The following is a 17,885-nucleotide window of genomic DNA, read 5'->3' as shown; positions in this document are numbered from 1 at the left end:
AAGGAGGAACACTCTGATGAAAAAACCTATGAAACTTGGTATAGCAGGATTACTCGCATTATCTCTTGGATTCGGAAGTCTTCATGCCTTTTCCTCTGACGGTGGGGAGCCTGCTCCTGACACGGAAGCAGAGACAGTTGAAGAAACGACTGTCGTACCGGACGAGGTCACCTTTTATGGATCAGAGTCTTCGACCATTTCATCTGCCGTCACGATTCCAGCTGATACCACCCTTTGGTATTCCAGCGGATCTGTGCCACCAGAACTAGATCCTGATGGGGAGACAGTTTATGAAAGATACGGGGATACCAAACAACAAGCCATTGGTATTTTAGAGCAATTTGAAGAAGACCTTGAAGAAGAAGGCCTTTCCTTAGCGGACGTTACCTATTTACGAGTATATATCACTCCTGATGAAGCATTAGACGGCGAAATGGACTACACTGGTTGGTTTGAAGCATACGGCGAATTTTTTGATAACGACAGTAACCCTGTTAAACCTGCTCGATCTACGGTAGGCGTTGCTGGTTTAGTGAATTCAGACTGGTTAATTGAAATAGAAGCAGTGGCAGCTTACCCAGAAGATTAAGACGAGGAGGTAGACAATGTTACAAAATATCGGTGTTCCCGGGCTTATTATTATGCTTGTGATTGCTCTCGTAATTTTTGGACCATCCAAGCTTCCGGAAATCGGACGAGCCTTTGGACGGACGCTTTCTGAATTTAAACACTCAGCGAAAGAATTTGTAGAAGATACCCCTTCCCCTTCCAAACCAAAAGACTATGCTGAGGAAGACTATGTGCAAAACGATGAGGAACCAAAAAAACAAGTTATGTAGGAGGTAATGTATGCTACAAAGCATAGGAGTCCCCGGGCTTATTATCATACTCGTGATTGCCTTGATCATATTTGGACCATCCAAGCTTCCGGAAATCGGAAGGGCATTTGGACGCACCTTATCTGAATTTAAACATTCAGCCAGAGAGCTAGTGGAAGAAGAACCAGTGAAAAGAGAGTCTTCTACTGAATTACGGGAAGTCCCTTCCCAAAATGAGAAGCAGCATCATGTAAGCTGACACTACACAAACAGGGTCATGCAAGTGGCCCTGTTTCTCTACATAAGGCAGGAGAATAAAGAGGTGTTTACATGGAATCAATAGAATATAAAAATACAGAAGTAAGTCCTATCCTAACTCATTTAGAGGAACTAAGGAGGCGTTTAATTCTTTTAGGCGGGGCCTTTATCGTCTTCTTTGCCCTTTCTTTTATGTTTGTCGGTGATGTTTACTCATTTTTAATAAGAGACTTGGAAGATCAATTGGCGATATTAGGTCCTGGAGATATAGTTTGGGTCTATATGGCCCTTTCAGCTATCATTGCTTTCATTCCAACAGTCCCTCTTGCCGCACATCAAGTATGGTCCTTTGTCGCTCCGGGATTAACCAAAGAAGAGAAGCGCTCTACCCTTTCCTATATTCCCCTATTCTTTTTCTTGTTTATTACCGGACTAGCTTTTGGTTTTTTTATCATTTTTCCTTTAGTCATGAACTTTTTACTAGGGCTTGCCGTTGATCAGTTTCAAACCCTTTTTACGGTAGAACGTTACTTTGGCTTTATGTTCCGAACAGTCATCCCTGTTGCTTTTTTGTTTGAATTACCTGCCGTAGTTATGTTTGGTGCACAACTGGGCTTAATCAATTCCCAGCAGCTTCATACATACCGTAAATATGCTTATTTTGTATTAATTGTTTTAGCAGTGCTAGTGACACCTCCTGATTTTATCACCCCTTTACTTGTTTGCGTTCCACTTTTTCTTTTGTATGAAGCTAGTATCTTTTTTGCCAAAATGATCGAAAGGAAGAAAAAGCAGAGTCAGATCTAGCATTTATCTGACTCCATTCAGAAATGAAAGACATCGCAGGCACAGCTTGTATGTCCCCACCACTCTCAGCAGCTATCACCCCACATAAAAGTGAAGAAGGACAGATTATGTATAGGAACGAAAAAGAGAGAACGAGAAAGGTTACTAGAATGATAGATCCTTATAGTAACTGCATCTCGTTTCTTTTTTCTCTCAAAATCCCCCTTCAATTTCATGTATCCCTTAAAAAGCATTGCAAATATTAGCTGAGTTTTATAATCGTACTCTTCCCTTGCTATTGTATCCAACATTCTTCTTCTAATCTACATTTCCGCAAGTAAGTGGTTTGGCAGTTGAATTTGAACCATCGTGCCCTTTTTTTCTCCTCTTCTTTGTACGTGAATCCCCCAAGTATCCCCAAAATAGTGTTTTAACCTTTTATCAACATTTTGAATGCCTAAGCCGGTTGTATGTCCTTTTCCTGTAGGGAGGGGTACATTTGATATTTCAAGCTCTTCCTTTGTAACTCCCTTACCATCATCCATAATATTAATAATGAACTTGTCATCTTTCCTAATAAATGTAACTGAAATTTTCATGGGAAGGCCAACCGGTTCGAAACCATGAACAACAGCATTTTCAACAAGGGGCTGTAAGGTAAAGATAGGAATATGGTAATTTTCTAAAGGCTCGTATTCCTGTATTTCTAGACGGAGTTTGCCTGGAAATCGAGTTTGCTGAATACGAATATAGTTTCGAACGTGTTCAATCTCTTCTTTTAATGGTACTAATTGGTCTATATTACGCAAACTATACCTTAGTATTTTACTGAGTAAGTATGTAACATCCTGAGTTTGATTTGAGCCTTCTAAATAAGCAATCCTAGAAATTGTATTTAACGTATTAAATAAGAAATGAGGGTTTACTTGGGATTGGAGTACTTTCAGTTGTGTTTCCTTTAAGGTTTTTTCTAAATTCGCACGGAGCTGCAACTCCGTAAAGAGTTTTTCATTTTTTACTGCTAATTCTTTTTTGATTAAATAGGCATCTCCTATTTCCACAATATAATTTGCAGTTAAAAAAAGTAGTTGAGCAATTGCTTTTACACGGCTATGACTCTTATGCTCCAATTGTCTGTATAACGAGTGCATGGTTTCTTGTTCTAAGTCTAATTCTCCCGTTTCCATACTCATATCCGGGATATCCTCTACTTCCTCTTTATCAATTAAAAGTTGGCCACAAAGGACTGAACCTAAGTATTTTTCTCGCAGTACAATAGGTGCCGCAAAATCAATCAAACCTGTGTGACAGCGGTGAATAACCGGTTGGTTTCTTTCAGCAGCCATCTTGCCCACTCTTTCATCCGAAAGGATACATCGTTTTAAACCTTCCTCACATGAACGGATATAGTTACAGAAGTTTGTGAAGTTGCTGGGCTTCGTAATTGGGTTACCACCAGCGTCACATATAATGACAGCTACTTCTGTTGCCTCAGCAAATTGGTCTTGTATGTCCTGTAACTTTTCCGTATCAACAAGTTCCCATAGATTTTTGATAAGGCTGCACCCTCCTTTACCCTGCTCCTTTAAAAACTAGCAATATAAAATGAAACACTGCCTTCCCCGTGCTTCATCACATAATTCTGTTAAAATAGTGTTTATTTAATTTTTCTTTTCTTAGCAAAGTTTCATTCTTCCTATATTGCATCGGTGGTTCACCTTCCATCTTACGAAACACTCGAGAAAAGTAATTAGGATCTGAAAACCCACATAGTTCACTGATTTCTGTAATATTTTTTTTGCTCTTCACCAACAATTCTTTTGATTTTTCTATCCTTTTCTTTGTAATAAAATCAGTGAAGGTCATCCCCATTTCTTGTTTAAACAACCGGCTAATATATTGAGGGTGCAGGTGAACAACTCTTGCTATCTGTTCCAAGGTTAGCTTCTCATCGATATTAGATTTAATATAGCTATTAATTTTTTCTACCACGGAACTTCTTTGTTCTTCTAGCAGGCCATTATTTCCTGCACCGTGTATCACTTTTTGCAGTGATTCTACTACTTCCTTTGGGCGCACGGGCTTTAACAAAAAATCTTCTGCTCCAATCTTGATCGTCTGCAGTGCAAAATCAAATTCATTATAGGCTGTCAAAAAAATGATTTTGATATTAGGATCTATTTGTTTTACCATTTTGGCAGCAGACAGGCCGTCGAGTATGGGCATTTTAATATCCATAAGAATAAGATCTATTTTATTTTTTTTAGTTATTTCTAATGCTGTAAGGCCGTTTGCAGCTTCTAAACAAATTCCTATATTGAGGTTGCTTTTTTTCACAATATCCCTCAACACTTCTCTCTCTAACGTTTCATCATCAACAATAAGTAAGTTCATTGTCTCCCCCCTAGAATTTCAAAGTAAAGGGTAATCATTTTTGAAGTTAGTGAAAGGAATTATTGATTAAATATTATTACAATTCCGAAAAAATGAATAGTCCTTCTTTTACTAGATAAAAGAAGGACTATTGTACTTATCTTAGAATTCACTTATCTTACTGTGAGTGTATAACCTTAAATGCTTCCACTGCGGCTTCTGCTACTTCAATGTCATTTTCTACGGATCCACCACTAACTCCTGCTGCTCCTACAATCGTTTCTTCTATTGTGAGCGGAATTCCGCCACCGAATAAAACAATTCTAGAATCATTCGTGGTGTGAATACCAAAGAGTTCTCCCCCTGGCTTTCCTAAGCTTGTTAGCTGGTTAGTAGGCATTTTTAATGCTACTGATGTCCATGCTTTATTTAAAGATATATCTATGCTTGCTAATAACGCATCGTCCATTCTGTGACTTGCCAATAGGTTTCCACCATCATCAACAATCGTGATGACCATGGGTACACCTATCTCTTTTGCTTTATTTTCAGCAGCATCTAACATCTCTTTCACTGTAGCTAACGTTACCTTTGTCATATCTACTCCTCCATTACAGATATTTTGTTACTCTATACTCAGCGATACTCCTTTCACTATTCTTGCTGCATTTTTCCCTAGTAATCTCTCATTTCCTTTACTTTTGGTAAGATATGGTCCTTTTTGAAGCTTCTCATGGAAAACGTCCATTTTATCTTCCTTTACTATTATTTTGACTTCCAAAGGAGAAGGAGATATCACATTATTTTCATTCTTAATTGGTTTGACTACATATGGTACTCCCTCTTCTTCGATACCTGCACATAGCTCCTTTAGATTGACGGAAGGTAAGTTATCATCATAAAAGATCGGAAGGTATACCTTTACATTATCCATATACCTTTCCCCTCTCCGTTTTCGTAGAAAGGATAAGGCCTGTAGCAACCGCGTTTCTTGGCCCCTCTGTTCCTCTTACATTTGCAAACCCTGCGACAATACCGTATTTAGACAACTCTTCACTAATCATTTGCGGAATTTCAAAGTCAAGCGCAGATCCCCCTAACATAACAACAAAGGAGATATGTCTAATGTTCTTGGTAGGTACCACTTGCTCTAAAGCGCGCAAAGCGTTATTTACAAAAACTTTTCGTTTAGCATCCCGGCGAATGGTACGAACCTTTTCAATTGATTCTTTAATAGGTATTGGAGTTAGTCCACCTTCTTGTCGAATGACCAACTTTCCAAACGTATAAGAAGGATAGGGAGTTTCTGAAAAAAGAATTGTTCCATCTTCAAGCTGCATTTGAAATAAACTAATGACCTTCCCTAATGGATGTTTTTTAACTTTTTCAGCAAGTTCTCGATCCTGAAGAGCAAGTTCAGAGTTAATGAGCAAGGTGACCATGTCACCTGCTCCAGCCAAGTGTGTTGTAGAAATGTCACCTTTTTCGTCTATGGCAGCTGCATCTGTAGACCCACCACCCATGTCTAATATGACAACAGGTTTTTCAGTACCGGGAGTTGTGAGCGCTCCTTTAATAGCCATGACTGCTTCAACCCCACCGACCTCTACGGGAATTCCAACTTCCCCCTCTAGTTCTTCAGATACTTTATGGATAGACACTTTTTCAGTCTTAACCATGGATGCTAAAGCAACACCGCTTTCCATTGCTAATTCGCCAGCCATAGCTCCACTTATAGAGAAAGGTATCACTGAATCCACGGCAAATAGATCACTTATATAAATGTCATTGAGGTCCTGGGAGGTTAAATCAGCTAAATCTTGTTTAAGTCCGTTTAACATCCCACCAACGTTAGTCCCTTTTTCTCCAGTGACATCAAGTAACTTTCCTATTTTTTTGTAAGCTTCCATTATTGTAGTTGATCCGTCGTTTACTGAAACTTGTGCTTTTGATGTTTCACCAATAAGAGTCATCTTTCCCGCTTCAATTTTACGTTCAACAATTTCTCCTTGCGGCGTTCGGATCACCACAGCCGAACGATTCCCAACTAAAGATTTAGCCACAGGGGCTATTTGTTTTGTTTCTTCAGGTTCTAATTCAAAAAGAGTGGATAAACCATACGGGTTGCTAAGCATTCTAATGACGTAACCAGGCAGTGCCACTTCCACGGCGGCTAGTTTTCCTAGTGGAATTTTTTCAACCATACGAACTTCATCTACAATAGGGATCTTGCGATGCAAACGATTATGAATAAGCACGCCGTCATCCTTTTGCACAATGGCTCCCGTTACGGAATATCCCTTTGAGACCATTTGATTGATGGCATAAGCAACCCATTCATAATCAAACGTGTTAGGAATCACAACAATATAGTCAACCTCTGTCTCATTACTCGAGAGTTGAACAAACTGATCAATAAGAATTGTAGTACCTACTCCAAGCCCTGCGCCACCTGGAGTGTCCGGATTATGCCCTATCATCGATGATTCCGTAATCACTGTTTCACTTATTAAATCCATTGCAAGGTCTCCAATAACAGGTACAGCATCATTTATGCGGATTGTATCAATATCTGACAGCTCTATTCCTGCTTTTCCTGCTGCTTGCTTTAAGCACCTGGTTATGCCCTTCACGTTCTCCACTGTTCCTTTTACCCCTGTCGTGGGGACAAGATGTTGAGATAAAAAAGTGATATCATTTCCCTTACATTCAGCAATCGCTACTTCTGTTGACGAGTTTCCAATATCAATACCAGCAAAAATATACTTCTCCATATTTAATCCTCATCTTGGCGCAACAGTCCTCGTCTTTCATACACTTCAGCTGCTTCCACGATTAATTTGGAGTTTTCAATAGCTTCATACTCCGTTTTCAACTCCTCTGCTATGGTAAGCAGTTCATCTTTTGTGGAACGATTCGGTCTGAGGGCGTTATAAATTTCAAGTATTCTTTGATCTGAAATGTTAATGAGTTCAGCCGCTCTTCGAAAATTTCTTCCTAATTGGTCTCTATTCAAGCTTTCAGCAATTTCGGCTTGATGTAATAAGGTCTCTGGACTGATGCGAAAGTCTTCACTGGATATATTTCCCTGTAACGCTTCTTGCAGGGTTAATTCATTAAGAGTTTTTCCTGTAGGAGTTTTTATCAATTCCGTTCTTTTGTCCCCTAAAGGATAGTCTTCTCTCGTTAAGGGCCTCATGTTACCCCTCCTCCTTCATAGCAAATTGGTATTCAACGTCGACGGATTTTTTATTTTTAACAACATACTGGGCTTCTTTCAAATACAAAATAGCTGCAATAGCCTGATACCTTGGCCTGGCCATTTGATCGTTGACTACCGGTACGGGATCCACACTTTCACCCAGGGCGTAAAAGGCCGCATTCCTCCCAATTGCACGGTAAGTTTCCAGTGTAATTAAAGGTGATTGTGGAAATAACTCAAGGTTACTTAGCGGGTCTAAATCCCGCTGATGGATTACTGTTGTCCCGCGTGATTGTAATCCTACACCTATCCCTGATCCGCTCTGCTTAGCAGCCTGGTGCCCCATGAATGCCAAATCAGCGGTATGGTAGCTGCGAATCACCCGAGGGTTACCCCCACTTTCTTCAATGCCTGAAATGATTTCTCGTAATACCTTGGCGTGTTCTTCTTTTATAATCGTCTTCTTCATTTCTTTCCCAAAGGCCGGGGAAATACAGATAACCACTTCCTTCGGATTTGATCCCTTTTGTGCCTGCTCTAGATCAGTTAGAGACATTTCAATGGAGATGGATCCTATGGGCATCTTATTTCCTCCTTTCTTCCTTTTAGTAATCACTTGGGTTAATGGCTTGTCTGATGTTTTTGATCTCCTGCCAACGCTCTTCATTCAGCCGGTATCCTGTTCCTGGCCCGGTGTAGTCATTTTCATTATTAACTGCACTAATGACAAGGTTATCTTTATTAATAATGGCTGAGGTGTGCAAATAATCCCCTGCCACCCGTTGTTTTAACATGTTAAAGATCCGTTCAGCCGTTACTTCATACCCGCGCCTTGCCAGAATTAAAGCTACTTCAAAGCCTGTAATTCCTTCTTTTAAGATCCTCTCGGCTGCTTTTAGATCATCCACTACATTTCTTTTTGGCATATCACTGCTGCCATTAGCATAAGTGGCGGCTTCAATTTCTTCTTCCGTGATTTCAGGGAATCCCAGCTCCTCAAAAATGGCTTGCATGGCCTTCGCCGCTTTATATCGGACTTCAATAACTTCATTTTCCTTTACAGGTTTTATCCCACCGTCAACCATCATATCTCGCTGGATGACTAAGTAGTCATCAATGTCAGAAGAATCCATGTTGGAGCCGGCAAACATATCATCACTATTAGGAACTGCACTATAGCCAGAAAAAATAAAATCCGTCCCTGGCAGCATTTGACATAGCATTTTTGCGCTACGTCTAATTTCTGAATGGGAAAAGGTCTGGTCATTTCCTGAAGCTACTTCAAGATCAAACATGGTGGTAGCTAAATTTTCAGCCAGAACGGCGCGAATACCGCTTGGAACCGAAGCCGGTATTCCGATGCAACTGATGGATCCATTTTGCAGTCCTTGTACACCCGCTCCTTTCGCCATCATAATGCAGCGAACCTCCAGGTAAAGCATCGATTTCCCTTCAGAACCTGCCATTTGCACTTCTGAGCCAGTTCCTGAAGTAAAACGCATTTTTGAACCACGGGAAGCGTAAGCTGAGGCCAAAAATGATTTAGACCACGGGGTGTCGTCCCCATCCATAAACACAGACTCGGTTCCATAAATTGAAATCGTTTCTGCATACGTTGTTAATCCAAGCATCGCAAGCCGCAATTCCGTTGCTTCTTCAAGTGCATCTTGGGTCAGGATGCCGTTCCTCGCCGTTTGTGAACCCACCAAAAGGGCAAGCGCATTAAAAGGAGCGTAACGAACGATTCCTACGGTTGTTTCTTGTTCGTCAAAACCAAGAATTCCAGCTTCTGCTGCATCTGCCGCCATAAGAACAGGGTTATCCCGGACATTCGTGACATGACATTGGTTAGATGGCATTTTTCTTGCTCTTAATTTTTGAAGAGCCATCATTAACTCAACGACATTCAAATGGTTTAGAACCTCCACCACTTTAGAAGGAGTCATTCCTTTGGTTATTTTTAAAACCTCAGTTCTTGAGACATTAATATCTACTAATTTTCTTGCAATTTGTAAGCTATCCATTTCCATGACTTCCTCGGCCACCAAGGCATCTATCGTATAGTCCGCAATAAATTGATCAAGCATATCAAAGTCTTCTCTGCTCTTGCCATCTAACTCTACGACTCTACCATGTTCTATGGTAATAGAAGGCTTAGGATCATTAGGACTGGACATGGCTACAAACCCTTGTTCAGGCCACTCGTGAACAAATCCGTCCTTATTAATCGGCCTATCCTCAAGAACTTGGAATCGCTTTGAACGTTTTACAGAAGAAGTGACCTTATTCATACCAACACCCCTTATACTTTATTAGCATTACATTCCGGCAGCCCTACTCAACTCCAAAAGTTTCAAAAGTTCATCCTCTTTCACTCAGACTAATCGTGGCTAAATGGAAAAAATGTTTAACTCCTTATTTAAATATAAAATGTTAGCGCTTACATTTCTCTGTAAAATTAGAATCAAAGATAGGAGAGTTTATACTTTCTTTGTCAGGAATTAGTATTATAGAGATATTTTCAGTGGTTTTCTTCTCAATGCTAGCAACTTAGGAAAGGACAAAAAAACCGTTTCTTTTATGAAACGATTATCAACAAAAAGACTTGTATTCTATTATCTTTGAAAGGGTCTCTTTATCTTAGGTACAATAAACGAGTCGTTGAGAAGATTGGTAATGATGTATTACATTAACGCCAAAGTGGGTAAGATCCCTGCTAATTCTTCAACAGACTTCCCTCATTACTCTTTTAAACACGGTGGGATCTCTCTTTACGATCACTTTTATTAATCAAAGGTGTGTGGCTAATTGAGAAATTAGAATTACTCTATTTAAATAAATTTGAAAGTGGAGCACATTTTTTAAATAAGAGTTACTCTCTCTATTAAAGCAAGAAACTGACTTTTTCGTTTCAATAACACCATCTTTTAAGCCTTATAGAAGTAATACAGTACATTTAGGTTTTGTTTGATTAGCTATGCAGGTTCTTTAATGAGGAATGTACTTGCTTAAGCATCATAAGCTCTTGGTATGTGATAGGTTTCATATGGCACACCTTATTTCTGATTGAAACCGTTCGACGAAGCTTTTGTTTATCACCACCTGAAATGGAGAGGTTATCATAATCTAATTGTAAAGAAATCAGTTGCCAGAATGATAAGTCCTTTTTAAAACTCAATGAAGGAGCATTTGATGTGAACTCTTTTCTCAAAATTGTTTCAATGTCGTATATGTATGAGTAGGCTTTTATTAAATTTTCTTTTTTGTTTTCCATTTTATTGGTTTCTCCTATTCCCTTTCCTAAGAACAAGGAATCCCTTGTTACATAAGGGGATGGTAAGCGACATTACATCATGCCGCCCATACAACCTCAATAGAAGATAATTTAATATTTCTCTTTATGTATGAAAACTTTAATTTATTATCCCTTCTCTTAATTTATCTTTTCTCTCAAAATAATAGTGTAATCGATACTCAACTATTTGCTTTGTCCATTCATAAACAATCAAATTGTCTGGTGAATTTATTTTAACAAAAAACTTCCCTTCTTCGAAAAGTACTAGACCTTTTCCACTTCCTGCCCATTTTGTCATCGGCATTCTTGCGATAAGGCTAGCAACATCCTTTTCATTAAAAAGAGAAAGCTTACTTGTTGTCTTGTCAGAGAAGTCTATTTTCTTTCTATATTCTTTTTCTGTAAGGTACTTATGAAAACCGTAAGCTGCTTCTTCTGGGGCAATTGGTGTAGCCCACTGTTGTACACCTCTATCAAGCATTACTTTTAAGAGGACCATTTTATAGCTTTTATTCATCCCCGTTTTTTCTACTTCCTCAAACCATTCTCGATTCTTTTGGAATGCTTCTTTTTCTTCATTATTTAATTCGTTAGCCCAGTGTAAAAATCCTGGATACGATTTGAACTCCTGTTTATACTCCTTTGAAGGTCTTGCCCCTTGAAGGTGTAATTCTAAATACGTAGGTCGACGACCAATTTCTTCTTTTAATTCTAAATACGTTTCTTTCAAGATATGTTTTCTGGGCTGTCGTTTCTTTTTAAACTCTTCTAATAAATGAATAGCTTTTAGCTCAAAGTTCACTGAACAGTTTTCGGGCACAACAGGCAAGACATCACTCTTTCTTTTCCGTTTTTCTTCTTCTGTTCTAGTATCTATTAAAGAAAGTTTCAAATCAGCGTTTCTATAGTTTCCAATCAGATCTATTACCACACATTTATCCTTATCCTCACTTAAGCGGAGGCCTCGCCCTATTTGCTGAGTGAATATAGTTAAAGATTCTGTTGGCCGCACAAAAAGGAGCGTGTCTAAGGAAGGGATATCTGTTCCTTCATTAAATAAATCTACAGAAAAGATAATATCTAAAGAACCATCTGATATCTTTTCAATTGCTTCACTTCTGTTTATATCCTGGGTATGAGAACTTACACAGGCTGAGCGAATACCTTTTTCTCTAAAATATTTATTAAGAAAGTTCGCTTGTTTAATGGAGGAACAAAAGGCTAATGTTCTAGTTTGTTTATTCTTTAACCAGGATTGATAAATGTTACCTGCCGTTTCTTCTCGCATTTGTGCACCCAATAATTCCTCATCATCGTACCGATTTCCTAGCCAAGTAATCTGGGAATAGTCCGTATCATCGTAAATACCTACATAGTGAAAAGGAGATAACCATCCCCTCCTAATTGCTTCAAGGAAGTGGAGCTGATAAGCTACATTCCCATCGCATAAGGCATAAACGTCCTTCCCATCTCTTCTATCTGGAGTAGCAGTTAACCCTAACAAAAACTTAGGATTAAAATATTCAATGACATTATTATATGATTTGGCTGCAGCATGATGAAACTCATCTATTATTATTAAATCAAAGTCATAAGGGTTAAATGACTTTAAATGTTTTTCTAAGGATAAGGTAAAGATAGAACCAAATATAAAATCAGCTTCCCTTTCTTTTTCTGAAGCAAAAAACAGACCTGTTGTACGATCCTTATATATTTGTTCAAAAGAAGCTTGAGCTTGTTTTAAAATTTCTTCTCTATGCGCAACAAACAATACTCTTTTGTATGGCTTTGCGAAAAAACCAGCAAGATATGTTTTTCCTAATCCTGTTGCCATGACAACCATTGCTTTTTGATAGCCTTCTTCTTGCGCACTTTGTAATGCTTCCAAAGCTTCCTTTTGAGCAAGTCGTGGTACCAAATGATTAGTACTATACTTGCTCACCTTTTCACTTACTTCTTTTGAACCATCCATTGGTACTGTATAAGGAAGCATTGCACCTGCTTCCTCACGTTCAGTCCACTTTTTTGTAAAATTAGGATGTTCTTTATGAAATCTTTCATAATTGTATTTGTATGTTGACAATGTTTCCCTATTTAATGGTACGGTTTGTTCATGATAAAAAACATATAAAAACTGTTCTACAGCCTCGTTAAAGGTTGCAGGTGCCTTGGAAGAAGGAACTGACAGATTCCATTCAATCCCACTAGTTAAGGCAGATCTAGACATGTTGGATGATCCGATGATCATTTTCCCTTCATCTTCTTCATTACTGAATAAATATGCCTTTGGGTGAAAGGAGCGCCCCCTACTTCTCCATAGTCTAATCTCTAACCTAGGTGAGATATGTAACAACTCTTCTAAAGCTTCAGGCTGAGTAACATATAAGTAATCCCCCGCACATATTTTAATTTCCTTCTTTTCAGCAGCTGCTTGTTGTAATGTTGGCTTTAACAGAGCAACACCTGACTTCATTACAAAAGATGTTAAAATAAGTATGCTTTCTGCATGATTACAAGAGGAATACAGTTCATGTTCTAAGCCATTTGTATGTAATTGAATGTCACTCATCTTCAACGCTCACTAAGAATATCTTTTCCTCGAATCCTCCTCTTGATTTTGCTTTTATTGCTCTTGCTTCTTCTAACTTTTCAGGGGAACTTCCATGCTGTTTGGATAATGCATAAAGGAGTTCAAGGATATCAGCTAATTCATCTACTGCCTCTTCATCATTGGAAGTCTCAAGATATTCATTTAGCTCCTCTTGAAGCTTTTTCCTTGCTTCCTGCATATATTCTTGCTTTGAAAGATTACGGATTTCAAAACTTTTCCCACTGCTCTCAATAATGCTTGGTATGTGATCTCTTACTAGTTTATTGTAAATAGGCATTCCAATCACTCCTTCTTTACCTTCTATTATAATATTTTACATTCTCTATTGCTTTTATCAAATATAGTAATTCCTTCACTTTAATTAAAAATCCCTATAGTTACCTTCACTTGTTTATCAGTGAAATCCCCCCACATGAAGGGAAAAATTCACATTTTATTAGCAATTCATTTGAGAATGCTACTATTACTTATTAATAACATCAAGCAATCGTTCGTGTATTTTTTTCCAAGGTTTCATTAAATCTAGTGTACAAATGATAATTTCAAACTCATGGATATGATAGATCCAGGTAATGTCTTTATCGATTCTAGGATACAGTAGAATTCCGGTGGCTTTGTTCCCTGTGTAGTATTCATCGTTCTTCAAGTAGGCAAACAGTTGATAGAGATGGCTGCTCCTTACGGTTTCTTTGTACCATTGTGTACTAAACGTGTCTTTATAAAACTTTGTATCTATGATGAATTTCTTGTTTCCTACTTCTAAGGAAATGTCTGTTTTCATCTTTGGAAGAGAGGATATGTTATCACCTTCTGCAGGCCAGTACAAGGACTCACTTCTTGCATTTGAACCTGTAATTTCTTTTCGGTAGAAGTTTTTAACAAAGCTTTCAAACAGTCTTGCCAGCTGATAGTGCTCTCTATTTAAGTCATGAAACTGAATGTCTCTTTCTCCTTCATTCAAGAAAGACGTTTCATATAAGAACCTGCAGATCTGTAAAATAAATTTATAATGTTGGTTATTACGGTGGATCCTGATCTCTTGGAATAACTTATTATTCAATTTAATCAATGAAACCCTGGTAAAATAGGCGGTAATGCCTTTAATTTCTTCTTTATATTTTCTTTCAAGCTGGACATGTGTTAGAAGAGTAAATAACGTTGCTTTAATGATTTGGTTATGGAGAATATCTGTTGACATCTCTTCATGCTGTATATGCATTCTCCCTCTTTTATAGGAAAAGGTATTTATGGATTTTTGGAAAAGGATCTTTCCTCTTATTATGTCTGACTCTTCTTCTTCTTCCATGTATTCTTTGTAGAATCCTCTCTTGATAAGAGATTGAACTTTTCCTATAAGGACTTTACTTAAAAGATTAATTAGATCCTTTTCATCCTCTTCGTAGACTGAAATAAGATTTTTTTCGTAGGGATGGTCCCAGGCATAGACAAGCATATAATATAAGTTTTTAATAGGGACTTTGCTAGGCTCGTTTGATAAGGTCATGTACCTTTTCCTCCTGGTCGAACCAGTACTCCTTGAGCAAAGGTTCTATTTCTAAGCGAATGACCCGCTCATACCATGTCTGCTCATCGGAAACTTCTCCGCTTGGACAAAAATAGCTATGCCCTATTACAAACCCTTTTCCTAAATTGACAGCATCCTCAGCAATTTCTTGATTGACTTCATCCATAAAGGCTTTAATTCTTGCTATAAATCCAGCAGTAACTCCATTTTCTTTTAAATGGTCGACAAATGCGTCTGTATGAAAGCCAGGTACTAAATTAATAAAGGCAAACCGTCTTCTCAACGCGTAATCTACCATCGCTAATGATCGATCAGCTGTATTCATTGTAGCAATAATATACACATTTTCCGGGATAAAGAAGGTTTCCTCACTGCCATAAATAAGCTTAATTGCATACTCAGGTCCTCTCTTATCCGCTTCTACGAGCATCATTACTTCACCAAATATTTTAGATAAATTCCCTCGGTTCATTTCATCTATGACAAAATAATAATTTTCATCAGGATCTTTTTCTGCCTTTTTACAAAAAGAATAAAAGACTCCATCCTGCAGTGTAAATTGGCCTTCCTCATTTGGTTTAAAGCCTCGAATAAATTCTTCGTAGGAATAAGACTGATGGAACTGCACCATTTCTACATGACTATTAAGCTTCTTTTCCATATGTAAATAAGCCAGCCGTTTAGCAACAAATGTCTTTCCTACACCAGGGGGTCCTTGAAGGATGATATTTTTCTTGTAATCCAGTGACTCAATGGCATCTTCGACTCTTTCCAGATCCATAAATACCTCTTTAGCTATATCTTCACTTGAGTAATGGATAATTTCATATCTTTTCTGGCCGTTAGTTTCATAAGGTGAGTTGGTTTCTTGTACCATTATGTCGTTTAGAAAGGAGTTTATGTACTCTTTGTAAGGTGTTACATCAGTAAGTGTTTTTGTGGTAACTGGCAAATCTTTTGTATCCCACGTACCAATCCTTAACCATTCCACCTCTCTATATGAGGAGTCTTCTACCCTGTCATTGTCAAACAGGTAAGGTGAAAGGATTTCCCCTACAGCTGTAACTCTTGTTTCTCCGTGCTTGATAAGCACATAGTCCCCTTCTTTTACCTGACGGACGAAATGGTCAATGCCCTGGGCGTCGTTTGCCGAGATTTGCTCTTCTGGGTATGCTTCTTTTAGTGCTTTACTGATTTCTTTTTTGTCCTTAAACTTACGTAAATCACCAAGAGCATCCCAGCCGATAGAAATATGTTGCCCACTTTTATATTGCTCCAACTGATTTTCACCTGCGCCTATCAGCCAATAGCTCGGTTCCTTCATTTCTTCTGCATCTTGTAGCGCTTGTTTACTTTTTGAATAAACAAAACTAAGAAACTGATCAACTTCATAATATAACGGAAGTTCAGTTTGACGCCCCACCAATTCTCTATATTTATCAGCGATTAGATGCTCTTTTATTGCATGTTGAAACTTGATAAACTTCTGGGAGAATGTATCCCCTCTTTGATACTTAGGATCTATTCCTAGTTCATTTTCTAAAGCCACTCTGTCGCGTTGGTTATACAAACAGTACTTTTCAGGAAACACGTTGCCTATAATCTCACTTAATGCATTTGCTCCTATGCCAAACAGCTTATAGTCAGCATCATGCAAGAACTTATCCATTCTTTCCTCTATCGGATCTCTTCCATGAACAAGATAATAAAAGGTGTTTCTGTATTTTTCTATAGGTGCGTTCATGCGGCCAAAGGCTCGGCTGCGCGCGATCCCCATACGGTAAGCATGTACATGACTGCCAATCTTCTGAAAATCCTCCCACTCCATACTTTTAATAAAGTGAGGATCTCTGTATTGTTGAAAATAACGATAGCTCTCTGTTATGTAATTAATTTCTGTTAAAAATTCATCCTTCTCTCTTTTATAATAGAGAAGATAATTCTCTAATAAAGGTCTTTCCGCTGACTCCTTTACATAATCAGGATCGTCCCAAAACTTCTTTAGGCGAGTATATTCATCATTTGTCAGTTTATAATTGGTCATTTGGGGAGCACGTAAAATAAGTAAATCTTTGGTTTCTGGTACATCCTTTAATCTATGTCTTTGGAGCATCCCTTCCTCTTCCGTTAAACGATATTCTAAAACTTTAAGCTCTACCACCGGGACTCCGTCTTCTTTTCCAAACGGCTCCGTCAACACTTCTGATAATGCGATTATCCCGCCAGTATTTTTCTCCTCCCCATCTGGCCGCCAAATAAACACATGATCACCGATTTGGATGTCTTTTTGAAAATGCCTTTGCCTGACACTCCAATCTATGATTCTTCCTTCTTCCACATATTGATCGATGTCATGTAAATCTGGAAACTTGTCTTTATCGATCGTAAATCGTTCCGAATTTCCTTGAAATATCCAATGTCCCATGTCCCTGGTCCCTTCTTGTTTTAATGTAGGAGCTAAACTAAATAGATACTTTTTCCTATTGTAACAAAGTTTTGACAAAGGATGAAAAAGAAGAACCCAATATGTGTGATTGGGTTCTTCTAGGACGTACACTTAACAAAATAGAAGCCTACTAATCCTCTAACAAATCAATTTTTTAGCATCTGCTGTATTAATCATTTCTTTGTATTGCTCTTGGGGGGTATAAAACTCTCGTAACTTATTGTTGTCATAATAGATTTTATTCTTTCCCCGCGCTACGACTGCGATGGCGTTTCCATTATAGATAATTGCCTGTTCAATCTTCAGGGCGTTTTTCACATAGTATCCATTGCTGTCTTTTTCATTATAAGATACTACATAGGAATCAACCCAATTTGCGATGTATCTTACCTCATAGGGCTTGAAAAATAGAAGAGAGACTAAGACAAACTTTTCTTTCGTTTCGAGAACAGTGACAAAGACATCCGCAACTAGAACGGCATGAATACAAATGTCATCATTCAAAAACTCGTAATCTTTGATAAGACAATATTCCTAGTACTCCTCAAACTCCCTTACATGCTCTTTCAGG

18 protein-coding genes are annotated in these 17,885 nt (G+C 38.2%); 4 read left to right on the top strand and 14 right to left on the bottom strand.

Going from position 1 to position 17,885, the window contains the following annotated elements:
- The first annotated feature begins 16 nt into the window (after positions 1-16).
- The 4 genes from CEF17_RS06835 to tatC all read left to right on the top strand — a co-directional run bounded on the left by CEF17_RS06835 (position 17) and on the right by tatC (position 1,883).
- A complete protein-coding gene (locus CEF17_RS06835) occupies positions 17-589 on the top strand; it encodes a RidA family protein (RefSeq protein ID WP_232725439.1) in 573 nt (190 codons plus the stop codon).
- A 16-nt stretch (positions 590-605) separates the two neighbouring features.
- Entirely contained in the window at positions 606-839 is a 234-nt protein-coding gene (locus CEF17_RS06830; protein ID WP_054636588.1) for a twin-arginine translocase TatA/TatE family subunit, read from the top strand.
- A gap of 10 nt (positions 840-849) precedes the next feature.
- Complete coding sequence (gene tatA / locus CEF17_RS06825) at positions 850-1,077, top strand: twin-arginine translocase TatA/TatE family subunit (protein WP_054636587.1); 228 nt, start codon at positions 850-852, stop codon at positions 1,075-1,077.
- A 71-nt stretch (positions 1,078-1,148) separates the two neighbouring features.
- Positions 1,149-1,883 carry a twin-arginine translocase subunit TatC gene (gene tatC / locus CEF17_RS06820; RefSeq protein ID WP_100398872.1) on the top strand — a complete coding sequence of 245 codons (735 nt, stop codon included), beginning with the start codon at positions 1,149-1,151 and terminating at the stop codon, positions 1,881-1,883.
- A gap of 302 nt (positions 1,884-2,185) precedes the next feature.
- On the opposite strand, the gene CEF17_RS06815 is transcribed toward tatC, so the two are convergent.
- From CEF17_RS06815 to CEF17_RS06750, 14 genes are all read right to left on the bottom strand, one after another.
- Positions 2,186-3,418: a sensor histidine kinase gene (locus tag CEF17_RS06815; RefSeq protein WP_269799474.1), complete on the bottom strand. Its 1,233-nt coding sequence runs from the start codon at positions 3,416-3,418 to the stop codon at positions 2,186-2,188.
- A 76-nt stretch (positions 3,419-3,494) separates the two neighbouring features.
- The gene (locus CEF17_RS06810; protein ID WP_100398870.1) at positions 3,495-4,256 is read right to left on the bottom strand and encodes a response regulator transcription factor; all 762 of its coding nucleotides are present in this window, start codon (positions 4,254-4,256) and stop codon (positions 3,495-3,497) included.
- Between the two features lie 157 nt (positions 4,257-4,413).
- On the bottom strand, positions 4,414-4,833 hold the full coding sequence (locus tag CEF17_RS06805) for a GlcG/HbpS family heme-binding protein (RefSeq protein ID WP_100398869.1): 420 nt from the start codon (positions 4,831-4,833) through the stop codon (positions 4,414-4,416).
- Between the two features lie 27 nt (positions 4,834-4,860).
- Positions 4,861-5,169: a glycerol dehydratase reactivase beta/small subunit family protein gene (locus CEF17_RS06800; protein WP_100398868.1), complete on the bottom strand. Its 309-nt coding sequence runs from the start codon at positions 5,167-5,169 to the stop codon at positions 4,861-4,863.
- Complete coding sequence (locus CEF17_RS06795; RefSeq protein ID WP_100398867.1) at positions 5,162-7,009, bottom strand: diol dehydratase reactivase subunit alpha; 1,848 nt, start codon at positions 7,007-7,009, stop codon at positions 5,162-5,164. Before CEF17_RS06795 ends, CEF17_RS06800 begins: the two co-directional genes overlap by 8 nt.
- A 2-nt stretch (positions 7,010-7,011) precedes the next feature.
- Entirely contained in the window at positions 7,012-7,434 is a 423-nt protein-coding gene (locus tag CEF17_RS06790) for a diol dehydratase small subunit (protein WP_100398866.1), read from the bottom strand.
- Between the two features lies 1 nt (position 7,435).
- Positions 7,436-8,020, bottom strand: coding sequence for a propanediol/glycerol family dehydratase medium subunit (locus tag CEF17_RS06785; protein ID WP_232725438.1), 585 nt, complete (start codon positions 8,018-8,020; stop codon positions 7,436-7,438).
- A gap of 22 nt (positions 8,021-8,042) precedes the next feature.
- Complete coding sequence (locus CEF17_RS06780; RefSeq protein WP_100398864.1) at positions 8,043-9,728, bottom strand: propanediol/glycerol family dehydratase large subunit; 1,686 nt, start codon at positions 9,726-9,728, stop codon at positions 8,043-8,045.
- A 680-nt stretch (positions 9,729-10,408) separates the two neighbouring features.
- Positions 10,409-10,711 (bottom strand): hypothetical protein, encoded by a 303-nt coding sequence (locus CEF17_RS06775; protein ID WP_100398863.1) that lies wholly within the window; start codon positions 10,709-10,711, stop codon positions 10,409-10,411.
- A 139-nt stretch (positions 10,712-10,850) separates the two neighbouring features.
- Complete coding sequence (locus CEF17_RS06770; protein WP_100400825.1) at positions 10,851-13,301, bottom strand: DEAD/DEAH box helicase family protein; 2,451 nt, start codon at positions 13,299-13,301, stop codon at positions 10,851-10,853.
- Positions 13,294-13,620, bottom strand: a complete 327-nt coding sequence (locus tag CEF17_RS06765) for a nucleoside triphosphate pyrophosphohydrolase (protein ID WP_100398862.1) — start codon at positions 13,618-13,620, stop codon at positions 13,294-13,296. The genes CEF17_RS06770 and CEF17_RS06765 overlap by 8 nt, the downstream gene beginning before the upstream one ends.
- Positions 13,621-13,806: 186 nt before the next feature.
- Positions 13,807-14,847, bottom strand: coding sequence for a 5-methylcytosine restriction system specificity protein McrC (locus CEF17_RS06760; protein ID WP_100398861.1), 1,041 nt, complete (start codon positions 14,845-14,847; stop codon positions 13,807-13,809).
- Complete coding sequence (locus CEF17_RS06755; RefSeq protein WP_100398860.1) at positions 14,825-17,293, bottom strand: AAA family ATPase; 2,469 nt, start codon at positions 17,291-17,293, stop codon at positions 14,825-14,827. The genes CEF17_RS06760 and CEF17_RS06755 overlap by 23 nt, the downstream gene beginning before the upstream one ends.
- Positions 17,294-17,452: 159 nt before the next feature.
- The gene (locus tag CEF17_RS06750; RefSeq protein WP_100398859.1) at positions 17,453-17,818 is read right to left on the bottom strand and encodes a hypothetical protein; all 366 of its coding nucleotides are present in this window, start codon (positions 17,816-17,818) and stop codon (positions 17,453-17,455) included.
- Positions 17,819-17,885 lie beyond the last annotated feature (67 nt).

Origin of the sequence: Bacillus sp. FJAT-44742, assembly GCF_002797315.1 — a bacterium.
In the GTDB taxonomy this organism is placed as follows: Bacteria; Bacillota; Bacilli; order Bacillales; family Marinococcaceae; genus Thalassorhabdus; species Thalassorhabdus alkalitolerans.
The sequence above is the reverse complement of the archived record's forward strand: the minus strand, read 5'-3'. Positions and strand labels throughout refer to the sequence as shown.